Origin of the sequence: Massilia rhizosphaerae, from assembly GCF_016093545.1 — a bacterium.
Taxonomy (GTDB): domain Bacteria; phylum Pseudomonadota; class Gammaproteobacteria; order Burkholderiales; family Burkholderiaceae_D; genus Telluria; species Telluria rhizosphaerae.
In genome coordinates this window covers 133,088-152,423 of sequence record NZ_JADKYX010000013.1, presented here as the reverse complement: position 1 = coordinate 152,423, position 19,336 = coordinate 133,088, and the positions used below count along the sequence as shown (strand labels likewise).

Genomic DNA, 19,336 nt, shown 5'->3' with positions numbered 1-19,336 from the left:
ACGACTGTACATCACCAACATGAAACCATCACGACGAAAGGAGGCCGGCGATGACGATCGGCTGGAATGACAACTCTCCGATCTATCGGCAGTTGAAGGACAAGGTGATCGGCATGATGCTCGATGGCGCGTTGAAGGCCGGGGACCCGCTTCCTTCCGTGCGCCAGATCGCCGCCGAATACCAGCTGAATCCGATCACGGTCTCGAAGGCTTACCAGGAACTGGTCGACGACAACTTAGTAGAAAAACGAAGGGGGATCGGTATGTATGTGACGGAAGGCGCGAGCGAGAAATTGCTCGCCAGCGAAAGGGAACGCTTCCTGCGTGAAGAATGGCCGGCGATGCTGGAGCGGATCCGCCGCCTCGGCCTCAATGTCGAGCAATTGCTGCGCGAACCGAACGGAGGCGCGCGATGACCGCCGTGATCGAAGCGAAGGGCCTGACGAAGCGCTACGGCAAGCGCACGGCCGTGGACGGCATCGACTTCACCATCCCTGCCGGCCGCATCGTCGGCCTGATCGGCCCGAACGGTTCGGGCAAGACCACCACGCTCAAGGCGGCGCTGGGCCTGATCCCGTTCGAGGGCCAGTTGTCCGTGCTGGGCCTCGACCCGCGTACCCGGCGCGACGAGCTGATGCAGGACGTCTGTTTCATCGCCGACGTCGCCATCCTGCCGCGCTGGCTGCGCGTGCGCGACGCCATCGACTTCGTGGCCGGCGTGCACCCGCGCTTCGACCGCGAAAAGGCGGAACGCTATCTCGCCAACACGAAGCTGCAGCCGGCAATGAAGGTCAAGGAAATGTCCAAGGGCATGATCGTGCAACTGCATCTTGCCCTCGTGATGGCCATCGACGCCAAGCTGCTCGTGCTGGACGAACCGACGCTGGGCCTGGACATCATCTACCGCAAGCAGTTCTACCAGAACCTGCTGGAAGACTATTTTGACGAGCACAAGACGATCGTCATCACGACGCACCAGGTCGAAGAAGTCGAGCACATCCTGACCGACCTGATGTTCATCCGCGACGGCCGCATCGTGCTGGCCGCGTCGATGGAAGAAATCGGCGAACGCTACATCGAAGTGATGGTCCCGCAGGAAAAACTGAGCGCCGCCAACGCGCTGCAGCCGATCGACCGCCGCACCGTGTTCGGCAAGGCCGTGCTGCTGTTCGACGCCGGCCCCGGCGGCGCCTCGCGCCAGCAATTGGCCGCCCTCGGCGAAACCCGCAATCCCTCCGTCGCCGACCTGTTCGTCGCGACCATGAAAGGAACCTACGCATGAAACCGAACACCAGCGCGAATATGAGCGCGAACACCATGACCTGGCTGCTGCGCCGCGAGTTCTGGGAACACAAGGGCTCGATGTTCTGGGCGCCCGTGGTGGTCGGCGCACTCCTCGTGGTGCTGATGGGCGGCATCCTCGCCTATGTCATCACGGTGCACGGCTATCCGGAAAAGCTGACGATGAATTTCCACCCGGACGGCGTCCCGGTCCATAAGGCGATAATGGCGGCCGGGATGCTCGCCACCGGCGCTTACATGAGCGCGTCGGCACCCCTGTTCGCGATCCTGACCGGGGTCGTATTCTTCTACTGCCTTGGCGCACTGTACGACGAGCGCCGCGACCGCAGCATCCTGTTCTGGAAGTCGCTCCCCGTTTCCGATCCGATGACGGTACTGTCCAAAGCCATCACGGCGATGGTCGTCGCGCCCGTGATCACGATCGCGCTGATCGTCGTCGTCGCACTGGCGCTGATACTCATCGCCTGCGTGGCGCTCGGCACCCACGGCCAGGACATCTCCGCCAAGCTGCTGACATCGCCGGAGCTGTATCTGTCGCCGCTGCGCGCCGCCGCCCTGCTGCCGGTGTACGTCGTGTGGGCGCTGCCCACCGTCGGCTGGCTGCTGCTCGTGTCGAGCTGGGCGAAATCGAAGCCGTTGCTGTGGGCGGTGGGCATCCCCGTCGTGGCGCTCGTCGTCATCAAATGGATCAACGCGGCGCTCGAGAATTTCGCCGGCCAGACGCTGTTGCTGGCGCATTATGCGAACGACGTCGTCGTACGCATCCTCGGCGGCATCGTGCCGGGCATCTGGTTCACGTTCCCCGGCAACGCGCCGAACGCCATGTATCCGACCATGCACCCCATCAACGCCGGTGGCGTGCTCACCATCTCTTACCGCAGCCTCGCCGGCATCGACGCCTGGATCGGCGTGGCGATGGGCATCGCGATGCTGTACGCCGCGATGCGCATGCGCCGCTGGCGCGACGAGGGCTGAAGGCCATGCGCCCCGACGGAACCATGCGCATCGTCCGTATCACCGTCGTGCTGGGCGCGCTGCTGGCATGCGCCCTCCCCGCCGCGCATGCCGGCGAACCCGTGCCGTCGGTCCACGTGGCCGGCATCGCGGACCCGGAGATGCGCTCGTACCGCAGCGTCGCCGCCGGCCTCGACGCCTTCGACGCCCACCGTGAACTGGCACCGCACGCCACGCTGCGCTTCCGCATGCGCCACGCGGACGGCGCCCCGGCGAACGCGGACGACGGCCTGCAACTAAGGCTGGCGAGCGACGACGGCCGCTTCCAGGAAAGCGTGCCGGTCGACGCCGCCGGCCTGCTCACCCTGGCGCGCGACCAGGCGGCCTACGACGCCGACGCCACCTTCATCCTGAACCGGAAGAACGGCAAGTACACCGGGCATCCGGAGGTGCGCACGGCCGGCTTGCCGGACGACGTGCGCCGGCTGGGCGACCTGCGCCTGGAATGCCGGGTGACGATCGCCATCGTCAAGCACGACATGCCGTTCCTGGCGAAAGCGGCCCTTAGCACGCTGATGATGACGTCGGACTGGTGCGGCAAGAAGGATTTCAACTTCGGCGTCCCCGCCGCCCGGCGCGACGCGCGGGCGGTGCTGCGCGACGGCGCGCGGTCGCGCACGCTGGACACGCGCGGCTGGAACGTGATGGTGCCGATCGGCGACCCGGCATGGCCGGACGACGCGCTCGTGCAATTCGGCGACGGCGCGCCCGACGCCGCTACTCGAACTGCTGACGGAACGCCGCGAACTGCGCCTTGAGTTCGTCGACTTCGCTGCGCAGCGCCGTCACTTCCTGCTCGAGCTGGGCCACGCGGGCGCCGGTCGATCCGCCGGACGCGCCGCCGCCCGCAGCGGCGGCCGCGTCCACGCGCGCGACGTCGATCGGACCGCCCAGCAATTGCCCGTAGCGGGATTCCTTGGTGCCGGGCGCGCGCTCGAGCCGCGCGACGAGCGGCGGATATTTGTCGATCAGGAACTGCAGCGCGGACTCCGCCTCGGCCACCGACTTGAATTCGTGCAGGCGGCCCGTGCGGCTGCGGATCTCGCCGGCCGTCTGCAGGCCGCGCAGCATCAGCACGGTCAGCACCGCAAGCTTGTCCTGTTCGAGCGTCCACTTGATGCGCATGCGGTGCTCGTACTTGATGACGCGCGCGCCGGCCTGGGCGATGCCGTTCACGAGCTTGCGCTGCATGAGGCGCTGCAAGGTGTCGTGGACGACGTCTTCCGACAGCTGCATCACGGGATCGCGGCTGGACAGCTGGTTGCAGCCGTTCATCACGGCATTCAGGGACATCGGGTAATTGTCGGGCGTGAGCGCCTCTTTTTCGGCGAGCACGCCCAGCACGCGGATTTCGTTCGGGTCGAGGTCGGAGGCCGGGTCGAAGCTGCCCGGGATGTCGTCTTGCATCGGTGGTCCTTTGTTCGTTCGGCGCCCGCCGATCGCTTCAATCGACGAGCCGGTTCAGTTGCGCCTGGTCGAGTTTATCACTCTCGTCCGGCGTATGGCAGCGGATGCCGGCCGCCTTCATCGTCGCGCACATCCGCTCGATCTGCTCGTCCTGCTGGGCCACGTGGTTGATCAGGTTGCGCAAGGCCTTCGACAGCGGATCGTCGCCGTTCGGCGTGACGCCGTAGGCCGCGAACATCTGGGCGCTGCGCGTCTGGTCTTCCTTGCGCAGGATGTGGGCCGGGTTGCCGACGGCCGTCGCGCCGGCCGGGACCGGCTTGACGACGACGGCGTTCGAGCCGACCTTGGCATATTCGCCCACCGTGAACGCGCCCAGCACCTGCGCGCCGGCGCCGACGATCACACCGCGCTCGAGCGTCGGATGGCGCTTCGTGCCCGCGACGAGCGTCGTGCCGCCCAGGGTGACGCCCTGGTAGATCGTGCAATCGTCGCCGATGACGGCCGTCTCGCCGATCACGACGCCGAAGCCGTGGTCGATGAACACGCGGCGGCCGATCGTCGCGCCCGGGTGGATTTCGATGCCGGTGAGAATGCGTGCGAAGTACGAAATGAAGCGGCCCAGCCAGCGGAGGTTGGCGCGCCAACAGGCGTGCGCCCAGCGGTGCATGACGACGGCATGCAGGCCCGGGTAGCAGGTGAGCACTTCCCATGCGTTACGGGCGGCAGGGTCGCGTTCGATGATGCTTCGGATATCTTCGCGCAGGTTGGAGAACATGGTCGTGATTCGTGCAAGTGACACGGCATGGTAGCCTATCCGCGCCGTACTTGCTTGTGAGGGAATCAATTTTGAAAGACAGGTACGTCAGCGTCCGGCGGGCTCGGGGAGCCCGCCCTACGGCGGAGGTATCGTAGGGTGGGCACCCCGTGCCCACCATCACGCACGCGTTACGCCGACGGGTATTTCGGTTCGCGCGCCAGGCGCTGGCGGCGTGCCTCGTACAGGCAGACGCCCGAGGCCACGGAGACGTTCAGGCTCTCGACCGAGCCGAACATGGGAATGGAAACGAGCATGTCGCAGGTCTCGCGGGTGAGGCGGCGCATGCCCTCGCCTTCCGAACCCATCACGAGCGCCGTCGGGCCCGTGAAATCGCCTTCGTACAGGCCCTTGTCGGCATCATCGGACGTGCCGATCAGCCAGATGCCCCGCTCCTTCAGGTCGCGCATCGTGCGCGCGAGATTCGTCACGGTGATGTAAGGCACGGTCTCGGCGGCGCCGCTGGCCACCTTGGCCGCGGTCGCGTTCAGGCCGACGGAACGGTCTTTCGGAGCGATGACGGCATGCGCGCCGACGCCGTCCGCCACGCGCAGGCAGGCGCCGAGATTGTGCGGGTCGGTGATGCCGTCCAGGATCAGCAGCAGCGGCGGGCCTTCCACGGCGTCCAGCAGCTCGTCCAGGTTGCGCGCCAGCGACAGCTGGCTGGCGAACGCGATCACGCCCTGGTGGCGGCGCGTGCCGACGATCTTGTCGAGGCGCTCGGCGTCGACCGGCATCACCCGCACGCCGGCTGCCTTCGCGTTCGCGATCAGGTCCTGCATGCGGCGGTCCTGGCGACCCGCGTCGACGAAGATCTCTTCCACGCTGGCGGCCTCGTGGCGCAGGCGCGAGGTCACGGCGTGGAAGCCGAAAATCATTTTATTTTTCATGCGTTACTTCTTCTTCCTGGTTTTGGAGGCGTTTCTCGTGGAAGCGCCTTGTTTCGCCGCGGTCTTTTTCGTCGCGGTCGGTTTTGCTGCGGCCGGTTTTGCTGCCGATGATGCACCCCGGGCGCCGCGGCGGCCGCGCGGTGGCGGCACGAACACGACGTCTTCCTCGCTCTCGTCGGTGGCGCCGAACGTGGATGCGGCCGGCTCGGCCGGGGTCGCACGCGCTTCCTGCTGCGACACAGGCACGGCGCCCTTGGCCGCTTTTGCTTTCCTGCGCCGCGGCGGCTTGGATTCCGTGGCTTCCAGCGCGGCGGCGCGGGCACGTTCCAGCGGCGCCGGCACGGGTTCCTGCGCCCTGGACTGCGCCAGCACGAGGTCGATCTTGCGCGATTCCAGGTCGACGCGCGCCACCTGCACCGTCACCCGGCCCGTCAGCTGGTACACCTGGCCCGTGCGCTCGCCGCGCAGCTCGTGGCGCGCCTCGTCGTACTGGAAGTAATCGGTGCCGAGACCCGTCACGTGCACGAGGCCCTCGACGAACAGCTGGTCCAGCTGGACGAAGATGCCGAACGGCGTCACGCCCGAGATCACGCCGGTGAATTCCTCGCCGAGGCGGTCCTTCATGTAGTAGCACTTGAGCCAGTTCTCGACGTCGCGCGACGCCTCGTCGGCGCGCCGTTCGTTGGCCGAGCAATGCACGCCCAGCGCATCCCAGATCGTCAGGTCCTTCGGATCCTTCTGCCTGCCTTCCGCCTTGTCCTTGGCGGCCTGCTTGCGCACCGTCTTCGACACAGTCGTGTTCAACTTGGACAGGTCGATACCGGTCGGCTCGTACTTCTTGCCTTTCAGCACAGCCTTGATGGCGCGGTGCGTCAGCAGGTCGGGGTAGCGGCGGATCGGGCTCGTGAAGTGGGCATACGCCTCGTACGCGAGGCCGAAGTGGCCGACGTTGTCCGGGCTGTAGACGGCTTGCTGCATGGAGCGCAGCAACATCGTCTGCAACAGCGTGGCGTCCGGGCGCTCCTTGATACGCAGCATCAGCTCGGCGTAATCGCGTGCCTGCGGCGTCGTGCCGCCGCCCAGGTTCAGGCCCACCTGTTTCAGGAACGTGCGCAACTGGTTCAGCTTTTCCTCGGTCGGCACGGCGTGGATGCGGAAGGTGCTCGGCTGGTCGTGGCGGATGAGGAAGTCGGCCGCGCACACGTTGGCGGCCAGCATGCATTCCTCGATCAGGCGGTGCGCGTCGTTGCGGGTGCGCGGCAGGATCTTCTCGATCTTGCCCATCGCATTGCAGACGATATAGGTCTCCGTCGTTTCGAAGTCGATCGCGCCACGCTCCTGGCGCGCCTGCAGCAGCGCGCGGAACACCTCGTTCAGGTTCAGCAGGTGCGGCACGATGCCGGGACGGCGGCCCGCTTCCGGACCGTTGGTGTTGCCCAGGATGGCCGCGACCTCGTTGTACGTAAGGCGGGCGGCCGAGTGCATCACGGCCGGGTAGAACTGGTAGGCCTTCACTTCGCCGGCGGTCGTCACGACCATGTCGCACACGAGCGTGAGACGGTCGACGGCCGGGTTCAGCGAGCACAGGCCGTTCGACAGTTTTTCCGGCAGCATCGGGATCACGCGGCGCGGAAAGTACACGGACGTCGAGCGCTCGATCGCATCGCCGTCGAGCGCGTCGTTCGGCTTGACGTAGTGGCTCACGTCGGCGATCGCCACGAGCAGGCGGTAGCCCTTCGTGCGGCCGATCTTGACGGGTTCGCAGTACACGGCGTCGTCGAAGTCGCGCGCATCCTCGCCGTCGATCGTGACGAGCGGCACGTCGCGCAAGTCGACGCGGTCCGCCAGGTCGGCGTCGCGCACTTCGTTCGGCAGCTTGTTCGCCTGCTTGATGGCGCCAGGGGAAAAAATGTGCGGCACACCGAACTTGCGCACGGCGATCTCGATCTCCATGCCCGGATCGTCCAGTTCGCCCAGCACTTCGACGATCTTGCCGGTGGGCTGGCGGAAGCGCGACGGCTGCTCGATGAGCTCCACGCTGACGATCTGGCCTGACTTGGCCTTGCCGGGCGCGCCGGACACGAGGATGTCCTGGCCGATGCGCTTGTCTTCCGGCGCGACGACCCAGACGCCGTTCTCGTTCAGCAGGCGGCCGATCACGTGGGTGTTGGCGCGCTCGGTGACTTCGACGATCGTGCCTTCGGCGCGGCCGCGGCGGTCGGTGCCGACGACCCGCGCCAGCACGCGGTCGCCGTGCAGGACTTTTTGCATTTCCTTGTCGGACAGGAACAGGTCGTCGCCGCCCTCGTCCGGGATGACGAAACCGAAGCCGTCGCGGTGCGCGCTGATGCGGCCGGAAATGAAACTGGAATGGTCCGTGAGCGCATATTCGCCCGCCGGATTGGCGCGCAGTTGGCCGTCACGCTCCATCGCATTCAAGCGGCGCGTCAGCACGCCTTCCGCTTCCGGGTTGACTTGCAGGGCTCGGGCCAGGGCGCCGCTGTCGAGCGGTCCCCGGGCCTGGCGGAACACGCCGAGGATTTCCTCGCGGCTTGGGATGGTATGAGTTGGGTGCTTCAAATTCGTATTCTTATCTTTTCAGTGGTGACGCCGTCCTCTGTCTGACGGCGTGGATATCGTTACATTGACACGCAGGCAGGCGTAGTGTAACGGAGGACGGGTGGATTCGCCTAACTTCGCCCGCGAAGCGTGCAGCGATTGTCCCGCTCGGAGGCCTTTGACATTTGCCGGCCATCCGCTATACTTTCGGTCTCTTCGGAAACGGCCCAGCCGAAAACGAAGGCGCTGCGCAGGCGATGCGCGCCGGGATCGAACGAAAGTTGGTCTAGCGCAAAATGGCAAAGCCTGATATCGTAGCGGAATTCGACGGCGACGTCGAGCAATGCAAGCAAAGCGGTCCAATGCCCACGTGGCGGAATTGGTAGACGCGCATGGTTCAGGTCCATGTGCCGCGAGGTGTGGGGGTTCGAGTCCCTCCGTGGGCACCAGCTGGCGAGCATTGCGCAAGGTTGTTTGATTGCCCACGTGGCGGAATTGGTAGACGCGCATGGTTCAGGTCCATGTGCCGCGAGGTGTGGGGGTTCGAGTCCCTCCGTGGGCACCAAAAGCTACCTTGTTGTCGGATGTGTTGATTGCCCACGTGGCGGAATTGGTAGACGCGCATGGTTCAGGTCCATGTGCCGCGAGGTGTGGGGGTTCGAGTCCCTCCGTGGGCACCAAAAGCTACCCTGTTGTTGGAAGTGTTGATTTGCCCACGTGGCGGAATTGGTAGACGCGCATGGTTCAGGTCCATGTGCCGCGAGGTGTGGGGGTTCGAGTCCCTCCGTGGGCACCAAAAGCTACCCGGCCGTAACGGCCACCGGAATACCGGCGCAAAACGCCGCAATCTTTGCACAAGGATTGCGGCGTTTTGCGCTTCCGGCGTCCGGCTCATCGTTCATCGTTCATCGTCCGTCGGTGACGACTACCGGATCGAGGTGCGCCGCCAGGAACCCGCCGACTCGCCGTTCGTAGTCGGCCGGCGCGTAGGCGTGCAGGTCGACGTGCGCGGCGCCCTCCACCACCCACAAATCCTTGGGTTCCCCGGCCGCGGCGAACAGGCGCCGCGTTTCCGGCAAGGTCGTGTGCAGGTCGGCGCTGCCGGCCGCGATCAGCACCGGCGCGTTCAGCTCCGCGATGCGCGCGATCGGACGCAGCGCATCGGGCCGGATGCCAAGGCGCAGCGGCAACTGCCACAGCAGCAACCCGGACAACGGCCCGCCCACGGGCCCGAGCCGCATGCGCAGGCGGTTCGCGACGGCTTCCTCGATCGTCGGATACATCGATTCCAGCACGACGGCATCGACGGGAGGACAATCGCGGCACAGTACCAGCGACGCCGCGCCCAGCGACACGCCGATCACGCCGACGCGCTGCCCCGGCGCGCGGCGCCGCAGTTCCGCGAGCGCGGCCCGCACCCCATCCGCTTCGCGCAGGCCGAACGTCACGGACGACGCGGTGCTGGCGCCCTGACCCGGCAAGTCGATCAGCAGCACGGCATAACCGTGCCCTTGAAGGAAACGGGCGCGGGCCGCCATGTCGCGGCGGTCGCCATGGATGCCGTGCAGCAGCAGCACGGCGCCCCGGCCGCGTCCCGCCAGGAAGGAGCCGGCCACGCGCTGGTCGGGCGCCGGGCGCAATACCACGTCTTCCGCGCCCAGGCCGGGCAGCGCCACCGGATGCGGCTCGACCGCGATCAGTTTCGATCCGATCGCCCAGACGACGGCCCCGCCCAGCACGACGATGGCGAGCACGATCAGGCAGGCGGACAGCGGCAGGCGGACAAGCATGGCGAATGGCTGGGTGAACTCGTCAGCCATTAGACCGCATTGCCGCCGCGCGGTCCAGCCGCCTGGATCAGTGGGCCGCCAGATCGTCCAGGATGGGGCAGTCGGACCGCGCGTCGCCGTGGCAGGAGCCGGCCAGCGTGGCGAGGGTGCGCTTCATCGCTTCCAGCTCGGCGATCTTGCGGTCCAGCGCATCGATGTGTGCGAGCGCAAGACGGCGCACGTCGGCGCTGGCGCGGTCCTTGTCGCGCCACAGCGCGAGCAGGTCGGCGATCTGATCCAGCGAAAAGCCCAGGGCGCGGCCGCGGTGGATGAATTGCAGCATGCGCACGTCGTCCATGCCGTACAGCCGGTAGCCGGCCTCCGTGCGCCGCGCGGGCGGCAGCAGGCCGATCGCCTCGTAATGACGCACCATCTTGGCCGTCACTCCGGACGCGCGCGCCGCTTCGCCGATGTTGAACCGGATATCCGCCGTCGAATCGTTCATATTGCCTTCCTTGCCGAATGTGGCCAGCATACACCTTCCCACGATGGGAAGCTCAAGCTTGCTTGACTTGGCGCGTGAAGCGGTTAAGCTCGGCAAACCATGAAGAAAACTGTCTTGATCGCACTCAGCCTGGCCCTCGCCGGCCCCATCGTCCTGAACGCGGCGCCCGCGCCCTGGTATCACTGGCGCAGCAAGAGCACGGGCACGCTCGTCTGTTCGCAGACCCCGCTGGGCGACGGCTGGGCCCGCGCCGACGGCCCTTATCGTGACGCCCATTGCGAAAAGCCATTGCCTGCTAAATAATTGAGGAGCAACACCAGGTCGCCGTAGTTTCCTAACCGAGGAGAAATCGATGTTCAACAATCCCGAGCAATTCGCATCCGCCACCAAGACCCTGTTCGACCTGCAAATGCAGACGTTCAATGCCCTGGCCAGCAAAGCCGTGCAGGGCGTCGAGCAGGTCGTGGCGCTGAACCTGGCGACCGCCAAGCAATCGTTGGAGAACACGCTGGAAGCGGGGCGCCAGCTCAGCCAGGCGCAGGATCCGAAGGCGGCGATGGATGCCCTGTCCGCGCACATGCAGCCGGGCATGACGGAAGCGACGGCCTACGGCGACCAGCTCAAGCAGATCATCGGCGACATCAAGAACGAATTCGAGCAGGCCGCCGACACCCACCTGGCCGAAGCGAAGAACACCCTGTCCGCGCTGATCTACGACGTCACCCAGAACGTCAAGCCGGGCCAGGAAAACGCGGTGGAGATCATCAAGGTCGCGATCGAGAACGCGTTCAAGGGCTATGAGCAGGTGACGCAATCGACGCGCGAGGCCATGCACCGCGTCGAGGAACAGGTCGCGCGCGCGACCGAGCAGCTCAGGGCCGCCCAGTCGCAAGCGCAGCCCGCGCCGGGCGCACGGCATTGATCAGGATGGGCGCGGCCCGACGCCCAGCATCTCTTCGATGTGGGCGAACGCCGCGTCGTCCTTGACCACCGCCCGCAACCACACGTGCAGGGGCTGTTCGCCCCACTGCGCGGCCTTGTCGGCCAGGTAGGCGACGGGGCTGTGCGGCTCCGTGCGGCGGAAGTAGTCGGCCACCGCGCGCAGCTGGGCCAGCGCCTGGGCGCGCGATTGCAGCGGCCCGGCCGACGCCGCGGCCTGCGCCGGCGCCGCCACCGCACCGTCGGCCGCAGCGGCCGGCGGCGCCGCTTCCTTCAATGCCGGCTTGATGAACAGGACGAGGCTTTCCAGCGCCGACCGTGCCGCGCTGAAGCTGGGACCGTCGGCACCCGCCACGGCATCGACGCTCCGCTCCAGCCGGTCGATCGCGGCCGCGCAATGCTCGCAGTCGTGCATCAGATTCGTGTAGAACGCCTGCGGCGTGCGCTGGCGCGCGCCCTCCAGCTTCGCCAGCGCGTCCGCGCCCTGCGCGCGCGCGACGTCGAAATCGCGCAGCGCATGGCCGCCCGCGCCCTCGGTGAGCGGGACGTCACGCAGCCATGGCGCGATGCGCGCGGCCAGCCAGGACAGGTTGCCGATGCGGCGCTCGACGCCATCCTCGTCCGGCAGCGGATACAGGCCGTCCCAGTAACGCTCGCACAGCATGGCCGTCAACAACAGGCTGTCGCCGAATTCGCGCAAGCCGGCCGTGCGGACCGTGGCTTCCGCCAGCCAGACGGCCAGTTGCAGATCCTTGCTGCGCTTTTCGATCAGTTGGGCGCACTCGCGCGCGACGAACTTCCAGTCCGCTTCCTTCAGCTCCGTGACCCACGCGCCCTGCTCCAGCGACGGATCGTCGGCCTGGCGCGCGCGCACGATGGCGTCGATCTCGCTGGAAAACGCGAGATCGTCGCCGCAGGGCTTGTCGGCGCTGACGGGCGCCAGCAGCCGTTCCAGGTTCAGCATCGTCGCCTCCTCACGCCGGTTCGACGGCATATTTGATCTTGCCCGCCTTGGTCGCGCCGACCTTCACGCGGCCGATCGCGCCGCCTTCCGCCATGCGCGCCAGCACCGCGTCCGCGATCTCGGGCAGCAGGGTACCGTTCAGGATCGTGTCGACGTTGCGCGCGCCGGAATCGACTTCCGTGCAGCGCGCCAGCACGGCCGCGACCAGCGCGTCGTCGTACTCGAAGCGGGCATTGTGGTTCACGGCCACGCGCTGCTTGATGCGGTCCAACTTCAGCCGGATGATGTTGCCCAGGACCGCGTCGTCGATCGGATAGAACGGCACCACGGTCAGGCGGCCCAGGAACGCGGGCTTGAAATGCTTCATGAGGGTCGGGCGGATCAGTTCCGCCAGCGCGTCCGGCGTCGGCCGTTCGCTCGGCGCCTTGTTCAGGCAGGCCTGCATGATCTGGCTCGACGCCGCGTTCGACGTCAGGATGATGATCGTGTTGCGGAAGTCGATCTGGCGGCCTTCCGCGTCGTCCAGCACGCCCTTGTCGAACACCTGGAAGAACAACTCCAGCACGTCCGCATGCGCCTTCTCGACCTCGTCCAGCAGCACGACGCTGTACGGATTGCGCCGCACGGCTTCGGTCAGCACGCCGCCTTCGCCGTAACCCACATAGCCCGGCGGCGAGCCTTTCAGGCCCGAGACGCTGTGCGCTTCCTGGTACTCGCTCATGTTGATGGTGACGAGCTTGCGCTCGCCGCCGTACAGCAGGTCCGCCAGCGCCAGCGCCGTTTCCGTCTTGCCGACGCCCGACGTGCCCACGAACAGGAACACGCCCTTGGGCTTGTTGGGGTCCTCGAGGTTCGCGCGCGCCGTGCGCACGCGCTGGGCGACGATGCCGCTGGCGTGGCCCTGGCCGAGGATCCGTTCGTCCAGCAGCCCCTGCAGGTTCATCACGGTACGGATCTCGTCCTTCACCATGCGCCCGAGCGGAATCCCGGTCCATGCGGCCACGATGGCGGCCACGGTCTGGGCATCGACCTGCACCGGCACGAGCGGCGTCTCGCCCTGCAGCGCGCGCAGTTCCTCCACCTTGGCGTGCAGCGCCGGACTGTCGCCCTGCCCCGCCTCCAGGCGCGCGCGCATCGCGTGGATCTCGGCGCACAGCGCCTGCTCGGCGTCCCAGCGCGCGCGCAGGCGCTCCTGGTCTTCCAGCGCCTGCGCCCGTTCCGCGCGCAGCGCGGCCAGCGCGGCGGCGTGCATCGCGCCCGCGCTCTCCTCGCGTACGAGGGCCTGGATGCGCGCATCGAGATGTTCCACGCGGCGCGTGCAGTCCTCCAGCACGGCGGGCGTCGCCTTCTGGCCCAGCGCGACCTTCGCGCACGCCGTATCGAGCACGCTGACGGCCTTGTCCGGCAGCTGGCGCCCGCTGATGTAGCGGTGCGACAGGCGCACGGCTTCATTGACCGCCTCGTCATAGATGCGCACGCCGAAGTGGGCCTCCATCAGCGGCGCCATCGCGCGCAGCATCGCGCACGCCGTGTCCTCGCTCGGCTCCTCGACCTTCACGACCTGGAACCGGCGCGCCAGCGCGGCATCCTTCTCGAAGTATTTCTTGTACTCGCTCCACGTGGTGGCGGCCACGGTGCGCAGCTCGCCGCGCGCGAGCGCGGGCTTGAGCAGGTTGGCCGCGTCGTTCTGGCCGGCCGCGCCGCCGGCGCCGATCATCGTGTGGGCCTCGTCGATGAACAGGATGATCGGATGCAGGCTTTTCTTCACCTCGTCGATCACGTTTTTGAGGCGGTTCTCGAACTCGCCCTTGACGCTGGCGCCGGCCTGCAGCAGGCCCAGGTCGAGCACGTGGATCTCGACACCCTTCAGCACGTCCGGCACGTCGCCTTGCGCGATGCGCAGCGCGAGGCCTTCGACGACGGCCGTCTTGCCCACGCCCGCCTCGCCCGTCAGGATCGGGTTGTTCTGGCGCCGCCGCATCAGGATGTCGATGACTTGCCGGATCTCGGCGTCGCGCCCGATCACGGGATCGAGCTTGCCCTCGCGCGCGCGGGCCGTGAGGCAGGTCGTGTACTGGTCGAGCGCGGGCGTCTTGCCCGGCGCCGCCGCCTGCAGTTCGCTGACCGGGTCCGCGGACGGCGCCTGCGCCTCGGCCGCGACGGCCGGCGCTTCGCCGGAGCCGTGCGTCAGCTTGTCGAAATCGTGCTTCAGGCGATCGACCGGAAACGCGGCGAAATGGCGCGACGCGCGCTGGGCCAGTTGCGCGAGGCCGGGCTCCGTCAGCAGCGCGAGCAGCAGGTGGCCGCTGCGGATGCGTTGCGGCTGCGCAGTCGTATTCAGCGATGCGATCAGCCAGGCATGCTCGAACAACACCGGCAGGTGGCGCGAGAACACGGGCGTGCGCGCGCTGCCGGAAGGCAGGCGCTCGACCTCCTTGCGCAGGTCCGATTCGAGGCCGGTCGTGCTGATGCCGGCCTCGCGCGCCACCACCACGAGGTCGCTCCCGGGCTGCTCCAGCAGCGCGAGGAACAGGTGTTCGATGTCGACTTCGTACTGGCCGAACCCGACGCAGATGCCGGCCGCGCGCGTGGCGGCCGTACGCGTGACGTCGTTCAGCTTGGCGATCAGGGTCTTGAGGTTGATATCCATCGTCGATGTCCTTGTCTGTGGTGGTCACGTACGCGCGGCGCGGGCGACCTTGCTGATCGCGTAATGCAGCGAGGAAGGCTGCAGCACGGCGTTGAAATTGACGGCCTCGGCGTCCGGACCGGCGTGCAGCGTCGCCGTGATCACGAAGCTGAGGCGATTGACGCCGCCCTCGTCTTCTTCGAGCGCGGCGCTGACGTTCTTCAGGCGCGGCTCGTGGCGCTCGATCGCCTCCTTGAGACAGGCGCAGATGGCGGCGCGGTCTTCGCTGCTGGACAGGCAGAAGGCGGCGAAGTCGGTCAGACCATAGTTCAGGATGGAGGCGCGCGCCAGCGGATAGGCGTCGAAGGCGGCGGGCGGCATGCCGGCGCGGGCGTTCAGCAGGGCTTCCAGGTCGCGCGCGACGTTGTCCTTGAGCTGTTCGACCCCGAGGCGGCCGGGGTGGGCCCGCTGTCCCATCAGGCAATCGAGCAGGCCGGGAAGATAGGCTGTCATCGCTGCTCCCGTTCAAAGCCGCAGGAAAAAAGACCGCGGCCGAGGGGCCGCGGCAAACGCGGGGAATGCGGGAATGGCGGTCAGACGACCCGGTTGGTGGCGAGGTCCCAGCCGCCCGACGTGTTGCCGCCGGCGCCGCCGCCGATCTTCTGCTGGGTGTACTTCCACTTGACCTTCGAGAATTTCAGGCCGACCGTCTCGTGCAGGAAATCACCTTCGCCGACCTGGGGCTTGACGGAGCCGATCAGGACGTTCTCCAGCTCGATCTCGAAGTACTTGACGCGTTCGCCCTGCCCGTCGGCGCGCATGAATTCGAATTTCGCCTTGGGGATGGTCTTGCCCGACGAGCAGGTCTGCAGCAGCAGCGGCGAGGACAGGTCGGCCAGCTTGGCGATCTCGATCTCCTCGTGCTCGCAGCGCTCGGCGGTGTGGCCGCCGCCGGTCGACGCCGTGGCGGACTTGGGTTGCGTGACGCCCCAGTTGACCGATTTGCACTCGATCCAATCCTTGTGCTTGTCGTCGGCCGATTCGCCCTTGATGCCGTCGATTTGCAGGTACACGTCAATTGCCATGTTCTACTCCAGTTCAGGTTGTTGAAAAAATCAGTTCTTGGTCGATTGCGGCAACTCCGCGACCAGTCGGAGCGAAACGGACAATTCGTCGAGCTGGAAATGGGGGCGCAGGAACGACACCGCGCGGTAGACGCCGGGACGGCCCGGCACCTCGGCCACCTGCACGCTCGCTTCGCGCAGCGGGAATTGCGCCTTCTGCTCCTGGCTCGCGTTGTCGTCGAGGAGCACGTATTGCGTCAGCCACCGGTTCAGGTAATCCTCGACGTTCGACGCCGCGGCGAAGCTGCCGATCTTGTCGCGCATCATGGCCTTCATGTAGTGCGCGATGCGCGACACGGCGAAGATGTATTGCAGCTGCGACGACAACAGCGCGTTCGCATTGGCCGCGTCGTTCGCGTACTTGCGCGCCTTCTGCGCCGACTGCGCGCCGAAGAACGCGGCGTACGACGTGTTCTTGCAATGCACGAGCGAGATGAAGCCGAGGTCCGACAATTCCTTCTCGCGGCGGTCGGTAATCGCGAGCTCCGTCGGGCATTTCAGCGCGATCTCGCCTTCATCCGTCTTGAACGTGTGCGTGGGCAGGTTTTCGACGAGGCCGCCGCCCTCGACGCCGCGGATCGCCGCGCACCAGCCGTAATCCTCGAACGCCTTCGTCAGCTTGGTCGCGAACGCGTACGCCGCGTTACACCACAAGTATTTCTGGTGGTCGGTGCCGTCCACGTCCTCGACGAAATTGAAGCCTTCCGTGGCGGTACCGTCGGCCGGGTTGTACGGCAGGCGGCCCAGGAAGCGCGGCAAGGTGAGGCCGACGTAGCGCGCGTCTTCCGATTCGCGGAACGCCTTCCATTTCGCGTATTCGACCGTGTCGAATACCTTCGCCAGGTCGCGCGGCTTGCCCAGGTCGCCGAAGCTCTCGATGCCGAACAACTCCGGTCCCGCCGACGTGATGAACGGCGCATGGCTGGCCGCCGCCACGTGCGACATCTGCTCGAGAAAATAGATGTCCTCGGGCTGGCGCGTGATCTCGAAGTCGCCGATCAGCGTACCGTAAGGCGCGCCGCCGAAGCTGCCGAATTCCTCTTCGTAGACCTTCTTGAACAAGGTGCTCTGGTCGAATTCCAGCGCCGACTGGAAGTCCTTCACGAGGTCGCGCTTGCTGGCGTTGAGCATGCGCACCTGCAGGCCCGTGCTCGTGGCCGTGTTCTTGACGAGGTAGTGCAGCCCGGTCCAGCTGCGCTCCAGCTTCTGGAACTCGGGCGCGTGCATGATCGCGGACAGCTGGGCCGAGATCATGCGGTCCAGCTCCGCCAGGCGCGCATCGATCGTGGCCGACAGGTTCGTCGACACGACCATCGTGCCCTCCATCACCTGGCTCACGAGTTCGGAGATGATGTCGCGCGCGCGCTCATGTTCGCTGCTCGATTTCGCCACCCGGCTCTGCTCGACGATCTGGTCGAGGAGGGACATGTCCAGTTCACCGGCTGGCGCCGGGGCGGCATTGGCCGTGTCGAGGATCGCGCTCATGCTTCCTCCTTGCCCGGGTTGCCGCCGCCCTTGCGCAGGCTGCCCAGTTTTTCCGTGTTGGTCAGCACGTCGTTCAGCAGGTCTTCCAGCTTGTCGTTGCCGGCCAGCTTGTTGCGCAGGTCGGCCAGCTTGGCGCGCGCGTCCAGCAACCCTTTCAGCGGCGCCACCTGCTGGACGACGGCTTCCGGACGGAAGTCGTCCATCTGCTTGAATTGCAGCTGCACGGCGAATTCGCCGCCTTCCGGCGACAGATGGTTCTGGACGCGGAAGCTCGTCGCCGGCGCCACGCCGCCCAGCACTTCGTCGAAGTTGTCGGCATCGACGTTGACGAATTTGCGGTCCTTGAGCCGCTTCTTCGGCGCGTCCGGATCGTTGCCGAAGTTGCCCAGCACGCCGACGACGAACGGCAATTCCTTGTTCTCGATGGCGTCGCCGATCTCGACGTCGTACGTCATCTGCACGCGCGGCGCGCGCACTTTCTGCAGGCGTTTCTGCACGCTTTCATTCTTGGCCATGTCGTCTCCAGTGGGCAGGGTTATTTGAGCGCGCCGAACGGATCGCTCGATGCGGTGGAACGGGCGGCGGACGCGGCCCTGCGCACCGTTTCGCGCGCATGCGTGGCGGCCGGACGGGTGGTCGGCACGAGGACTTCTTCGTTCAGGCTCGTGCGCAGCAGCTTGGCGAGATCCTGCGCCTCGGTGCGCACATTGCCCGTCAAATTGTTTTTCTTGCTCAGGTCGGCCAGCGCCTTGCTCGTCACGCGCAGGCCGCTCACGGCGACGATGCTGTTGGCCAGCGTGTCGTCCGGGTCGCGCTCCAGGGCTTCCAGCGCGTCGACGATCGCCTCGCCGTAATTCGTGCTGTCGAAGTGCATCTGGGCCATGCGCACCCACGGCGTCTTGTCGGTCGGGAAATTGCCGCCGGCTTTCCTGAGGATCGCGTAGGCCTTGTCGTTCTGGCCCGCCAGCATGGCGGCATCCGCATCCGCCATCGCCGTCGCCATCGTCGGTACCGGCTTGACGACGGCCGCGGCGTGGCTGGCCGCCGGCGTGCCGGTGCTGGCGCAGGCCGACAACAGCGCGACACAGGTGAAGGGCACCGCGGCAAGCGGCATCAGGCGTTCGAATGTCATCTGGCTCTCCCGGTTTGAAATCAGACGCCATTATTCGTGAACGGTTTCCAGGGAGAATTGCGTGTCATCAACGCACCTTTGCCGCCACCTTGCGCCTGATCGAATACGCGGTTGAGCCTGTATTGCGCCCGCTCAGGGCGCATGGCGGGCGATCCCGTTAAATCTTCCTGTCCCCTTAACCAGATGCAAGGAGCGCCGATGAAACGATCATGGATGGGATTGTGCTGCCTGGCCTGGATGCTGGGCGGCTGTGCCGGCGGTCCCGATACGTTGGGCAGTCATGCGCTGGAAGCGATGGGACTGAGCAAGCCGCCTCCCGTTCCGGAATCCCAGCTGCCGCCGCGCAATGTCGTCCTGCACCTGCATGCGGCGACGCGACTGAACGTCGATGCGCGCGGCCAGTCGCTGGCCCTGCTGGTGCGCATCTACAGGCTGCGCCAGCGCGACGCGTTCGAACAGGCGCCATACGCCGCCTTCCTGTCGCCACGGGCCGAGCGCGACGCCCTCGGCAGCGACCTCGTCGACGTCAGGGAGGTGACGCTGGTGCCGGGCCAGCACCTCGACGTCAACGAGACGCTGGCGCGCGACACGCCGTGGCTCGGCGTCGTCGCGTTATTCCATGCACCGGCCGAGCGCGGCTGGCGCGTCGTGTTCCCGGCCGCCGACGCCGAACAGGCCGGCGTCACCATCGGCCTCCTGGCCTGCGCGCTGACGGTCGGCACGGGTGCCGCGCCGGCCGGCGATGACGTCAAGCCTGTGTCTCTTGTCCACTGTCAATAAGCGCCGCAACGTTTCCAGCAAGC

Annotated in this window: 20 protein-coding genes and 4 tRNA genes; 11 read left to right on the top strand and 13 right to left on the bottom strand. The window is 66.7% G+C overall.

From position 1 onward, the window contains the following. Positions 1 to 50 precede the first annotated feature (50 nt). Genes ISF28_RS19260 through ISF28_RS19245 form a run of 4 tightly spaced genes read left to right on the top strand, consistent with a single transcriptional unit; the run spans position 51 to position 3,074 of the window. Positions 51 to 416 carry a GntR family transcriptional regulator gene (locus tag ISF28_RS19260; RefSeq protein WP_198118783.1) on the top strand — a complete coding sequence of 122 codons (366 nt, stop codon included), beginning with the start codon at positions 51 to 53 and terminating at the stop codon, positions 414 to 416. Continuing rightward, complete coding sequence (locus ISF28_RS19255) at positions 413 to 1,282, top strand: ABC transporter ATP-binding protein (protein ID WP_198118782.1); 870 nt, start codon at positions 413 to 415, stop codon at positions 1,280 to 1,282. The genes ISF28_RS19260 and ISF28_RS19255 overlap by 4 nt, the downstream gene beginning before the upstream one ends. Then, the gene (locus ISF28_RS19250) at positions 1,279 to 2,277 is read left to right on the top strand and encodes a hypothetical protein (RefSeq protein WP_198118781.1); all 999 of its coding nucleotides are present in this window, start codon (positions 1,279 to 1,281) and stop codon (positions 2,275 to 2,277) included. Before ISF28_RS19255 ends, ISF28_RS19250 begins: the two co-directional genes overlap by 4 nt. 23 nt (positions 2,278 to 2,300) lie before the next feature. Continuing rightward, positions 2,301 to 3,074 carry a hypothetical protein gene (locus ISF28_RS19245; RefSeq protein ID WP_198118780.1) on the top strand — a complete coding sequence of 258 codons (774 nt, stop codon included), beginning with the start codon at positions 2,301 to 2,303 and terminating at the stop codon, positions 3,072 to 3,074. Here ISF28_RS19245 and ISF28_RS19240 read toward each other — a convergent pair. The 4 genes from ISF28_RS19240 to rnr form a co-directional block, all read right to left on the bottom strand. Further along, the gene (locus tag ISF28_RS19240) at positions 3,034 to 3,723 is read right to left on the bottom strand and encodes a YceH family protein (protein WP_198118779.1); all 690 of its coding nucleotides are present in this window, start codon (positions 3,721 to 3,723) and stop codon (positions 3,034 to 3,036) included. The two genes, ISF28_RS19245 and ISF28_RS19240, sit on opposite strands and share 41 nt — an antisense overlap. Positions 3,724 to 3,760: 37 nt before the next feature. Beyond that, complete coding sequence (gene cysE / locus ISF28_RS19235; RefSeq protein WP_198118778.1) at positions 3,761 to 4,498, bottom strand: serine O-acetyltransferase; 738 nt, start codon at positions 4,496 to 4,498, stop codon at positions 3,761 to 3,763. Positions 4,499 to 4,668: 170 nt separating this feature from the next. Next, entirely contained in the window at positions 4,669 to 5,427 is a 759-nt protein-coding gene (gene rlmB / locus ISF28_RS19230; protein ID WP_198118777.1) for a 23S rRNA (guanosine(2251)-2'-O)-methyltransferase RlmB, read from the bottom strand. A 3-nt stretch (positions 5,428 to 5,430) separates the two neighbouring features. Further along, positions 5,431 to 8,007: a ribonuclease R gene (gene rnr, locus ISF28_RS19225; RefSeq protein ID WP_198118776.1), complete on the bottom strand. Its 2,577-nt coding sequence runs from the start codon at positions 8,005 to 8,007 to the stop codon at positions 5,431 to 5,433. 343 nt (positions 8,008 to 8,350) lie between these two features. Here rnr and ISF28_RS19220 point away from each other — a divergent pair. The 4 genes from ISF28_RS19220 to ISF28_RS19205 all read left to right on the top strand — a co-directional run bounded on the left by ISF28_RS19220 (position 8,351) and on the right by ISF28_RS19205 (position 8,782). Beyond that, a tRNA-Leu gene (locus ISF28_RS19220) sits at positions 8,351 to 8,435 on the top strand. A 31-nt stretch (positions 8,436 to 8,466) separates the two neighbouring features. Continuing rightward, positions 8,467 to 8,551, top strand: a tRNA-Leu gene (locus ISF28_RS19215). A gap of 30 nt (positions 8,552 to 8,581) precedes the next feature. Further along, a tRNA-Leu gene (locus tag ISF28_RS19210) sits at positions 8,582 to 8,666 on the top strand. Between the two features lie 31 nt (positions 8,667 to 8,697). Further along, positions 8,698 to 8,782, top strand: a tRNA-Leu gene (locus ISF28_RS19205). Between the two features lie 109 nt (positions 8,783 to 8,891). On the opposite strand, the gene ISF28_RS19200 is transcribed toward ISF28_RS19205, so the two are convergent. Both ISF28_RS19200 and cueR read right to left on the bottom strand, forming a co-directional pair. Next, positions 8,892 to 9,806 (bottom strand): alpha/beta hydrolase, encoded by a 915-nt coding sequence (locus ISF28_RS19200; RefSeq protein ID WP_229519202.1) that lies wholly within the window; start codon positions 9,804 to 9,806, stop codon positions 8,892 to 8,894. Positions 9,807 to 9,843: 37 nt separating this feature from the next. After that, complete coding sequence (cueR, locus tag ISF28_RS19195) at positions 9,844 to 10,290, bottom strand: Cu(I)-responsive transcriptional regulator (RefSeq protein ID WP_229519201.1); 447 nt, start codon at positions 10,288 to 10,290, stop codon at positions 9,844 to 9,846. Positions 10,291 to 10,359: 69 nt separating this feature from the next. On the opposite strand from cueR, the gene ISF28_RS19190 reads away from it, so the two are divergent. Together ISF28_RS19190 and ISF28_RS19185 are read left to right on the top strand one after the other, a co-directional pair. Beyond that, a complete protein-coding gene (locus ISF28_RS19190; protein ID WP_198118775.1) occupies positions 10,360 to 10,563 on the top strand; it encodes a hypothetical protein in 204 nt (67 codons plus the stop codon). Positions 10,564 to 10,612: 49 nt separating this feature from the next. Next, on the top strand, positions 10,613 to 11,182 hold the full coding sequence (locus ISF28_RS19185) for a phasin family protein (protein WP_198118774.1): 570 nt from the start codon (positions 10,613 to 10,615) through the stop codon (positions 11,180 to 11,182). On the opposite strand, the gene tssA is transcribed toward ISF28_RS19185, so the two are convergent. From tssA to ISF28_RS19150, 7 genes are all read right to left on the bottom strand, one after another. After that, the gene (tssA, locus tag ISF28_RS19180; RefSeq protein ID WP_198118773.1) at positions 11,183 to 12,163 is read right to left on the bottom strand and encodes a type VI secretion system protein TssA; all 981 of its coding nucleotides are present in this window, start codon (positions 12,161 to 12,163) and stop codon (positions 11,183 to 11,185) included. Between the two features lie 10 nt (positions 12,164 to 12,173). Continuing rightward, entirely contained in the window at positions 12,174 to 14,813 is a 2,640-nt protein-coding gene (gene tssH / locus ISF28_RS19175) for a type VI secretion system ATPase TssH (RefSeq protein WP_198118772.1), read from the bottom strand. A 24-nt stretch (positions 14,814 to 14,837) separates the two neighbouring features. Then, positions 14,838 to 15,305: a type VI secretion system baseplate subunit TssE gene (gene tssE, locus ISF28_RS19170; protein ID WP_198118771.1), complete on the bottom strand. Its 468-nt coding sequence runs from the start codon at positions 15,303 to 15,305 to the stop codon at positions 14,838 to 14,840. An 80-nt stretch (positions 15,306 to 15,385) separates the two neighbouring features. Next, a complete protein-coding gene (locus ISF28_RS19165) occupies positions 15,386 to 15,877 on the bottom strand; it encodes an Hcp family type VI secretion system effector (protein WP_198118770.1) in 492 nt (163 codons plus the stop codon). A 30-nt stretch (positions 15,878 to 15,907) separates the two neighbouring features. Next, positions 15,908 to 17,401 (bottom strand): type VI secretion system contractile sheath large subunit, encoded by a 1,494-nt coding sequence (gene tssC, locus ISF28_RS19160; RefSeq protein ID WP_198118769.1) that lies wholly within the window; start codon positions 17,399 to 17,401, stop codon positions 15,908 to 15,910. After that, complete coding sequence (tssB, locus tag ISF28_RS19155; protein WP_198118768.1) at positions 17,398 to 17,916, bottom strand: type VI secretion system contractile sheath small subunit; 519 nt, start codon at positions 17,914 to 17,916, stop codon at positions 17,398 to 17,400. Before tssB ends, tssC begins: the two co-directional genes overlap by 4 nt. Positions 17,917 to 17,936: 20 nt before the next feature. Beyond that, a complete protein-coding gene (locus ISF28_RS19150; RefSeq protein ID WP_229519200.1) occupies positions 17,937 to 18,533 on the bottom strand; it encodes a tetratricopeptide repeat protein in 597 nt (198 codons plus the stop codon). 198 nt (positions 18,534 to 18,731) lie between these two features. Here ISF28_RS19150 and tssJ point away from each other — a divergent pair, with 198 nt between their 5' ends. Continuing rightward, the gene (tssJ, locus tag ISF28_RS19145; RefSeq protein ID WP_229519199.1) at positions 18,732 to 19,313 is read left to right on the top strand and encodes a type VI secretion system lipoprotein TssJ; all 582 of its coding nucleotides are present in this window, start codon (positions 18,732 to 18,734) and stop codon (positions 19,311 to 19,313) included. Positions 19,314 to 19,336: the final 23 nt, after the last annotated feature.

Excerpts from the sequence above, each read along its gene's own strand:
- ISF28_RS19260 (WP_198118783.1), top strand. The coding sequence starts at position 51 with ATGACGATCGGCTGGAATGACAACTCTCCGATCTATCGGCAGTTGAAG.
- ISF28_RS19255 (WP_198118782.1), top strand. The coding sequence starts at position 413 with ATGACCGCCGTGATCGAAGCGAAGGGCCTGACGAAGCGCTACGGCAAG.
- ISF28_RS19250 (WP_198118781.1), top strand. The coding sequence starts at position 1,279 with ATGAAACCGAACACCAGCGCGAATATGAGCGCGAACACCATGACCTGG.
- ISF28_RS19245 (WP_198118780.1), top strand. The coding sequence starts at position 2,301 with ATGCGCATCGTCCGTATCACCGTCGTGCTGGGCGCGCTGCTGGCATGC.
- ISF28_RS19240 (WP_198118779.1), bottom strand. The coding sequence starts at position 3,723 with ATGCAAGACGACATCCCGGGCAGCTTCGACCCGGCCTCCGACCTCGAC.
- cysE (WP_198118778.1), bottom strand. The coding sequence starts at position 4,498 with ATGTTCTCCAACCTGCGCGAAGATATCCGAAGCATCATCGAACGCGAC.
- rlmB (WP_198118777.1), bottom strand. The coding sequence starts at position 5,427 with ATGAAAAATAAAATGATTTTCGGCTTCCACGCCGTGACCTCGCGCCTG.
- ISF28_RS19200 (WP_229519202.1), bottom strand. The coding sequence starts at position 9,806 with ATGGCTGACGAGTTCACCCAGCCATTCGCCATGCTTGTCCGCCTGCCG.
- cueR (WP_229519201.1), bottom strand. The coding sequence starts at position 10,290 with ATGCTGGCCACATTCGGCAAGGAAGGCAATATGAACGATTCGACGGCG.
- ISF28_RS19190 (WP_198118775.1), top strand. The coding sequence starts at position 10,360 with ATGAAGAAAACTGTCTTGATCGCACTCAGCCTGGCCCTCGCCGGCCCC.
- ISF28_RS19185 (WP_198118774.1), top strand. The coding sequence starts at position 10,613 with ATGTTCAACAATCCCGAGCAATTCGCATCCGCCACCAAGACCCTGTTC.
- tssA (WP_198118773.1), bottom strand. The coding sequence starts at position 12,163 with ATGCTGAACCTGGAACGGCTGCTGGCGCCCGTCAGCGCCGACAAGCCC.
- tssH (WP_198118772.1), bottom strand. The coding sequence starts at position 14,813 with ATGGATATCAACCTCAAGACCCTGATCGCCAAGCTGAACGACGTCACG.
- tssE (WP_198118771.1), bottom strand. The coding sequence starts at position 15,305 with ATGACAGCCTATCTTCCCGGCCTGCTCGATTGCCTGATGGGACAGCGG.
- ISF28_RS19165 (WP_198118770.1), bottom strand. The coding sequence starts at position 15,877 with ATGGCAATTGACGTGTACCTGCAAATCGACGGCATCAAGGGCGAATCG.
- tssC (WP_198118769.1), bottom strand. The coding sequence starts at position 17,401 with ATGAGCGCGATCCTCGACACGGCCAATGCCGCCCCGGCGCCAGCCGGT.
- tssB (WP_198118768.1), bottom strand. The coding sequence starts at position 17,916 with ATGGCCAAGAATGAAAGCGTGCAGAAACGCCTGCAGAAAGTGCGCGCG.
- ISF28_RS19150 (WP_229519200.1), bottom strand. The coding sequence starts at position 18,533 with ATGACATTCGAACGCCTGATGCCGCTTGCCGCGGTGCCCTTCACCTGT.
- tssJ (WP_229519199.1), top strand. The coding sequence starts at position 18,732 with ATGAAACGATCATGGATGGGATTGTGCTGCCTGGCCTGGATGCTGGGC.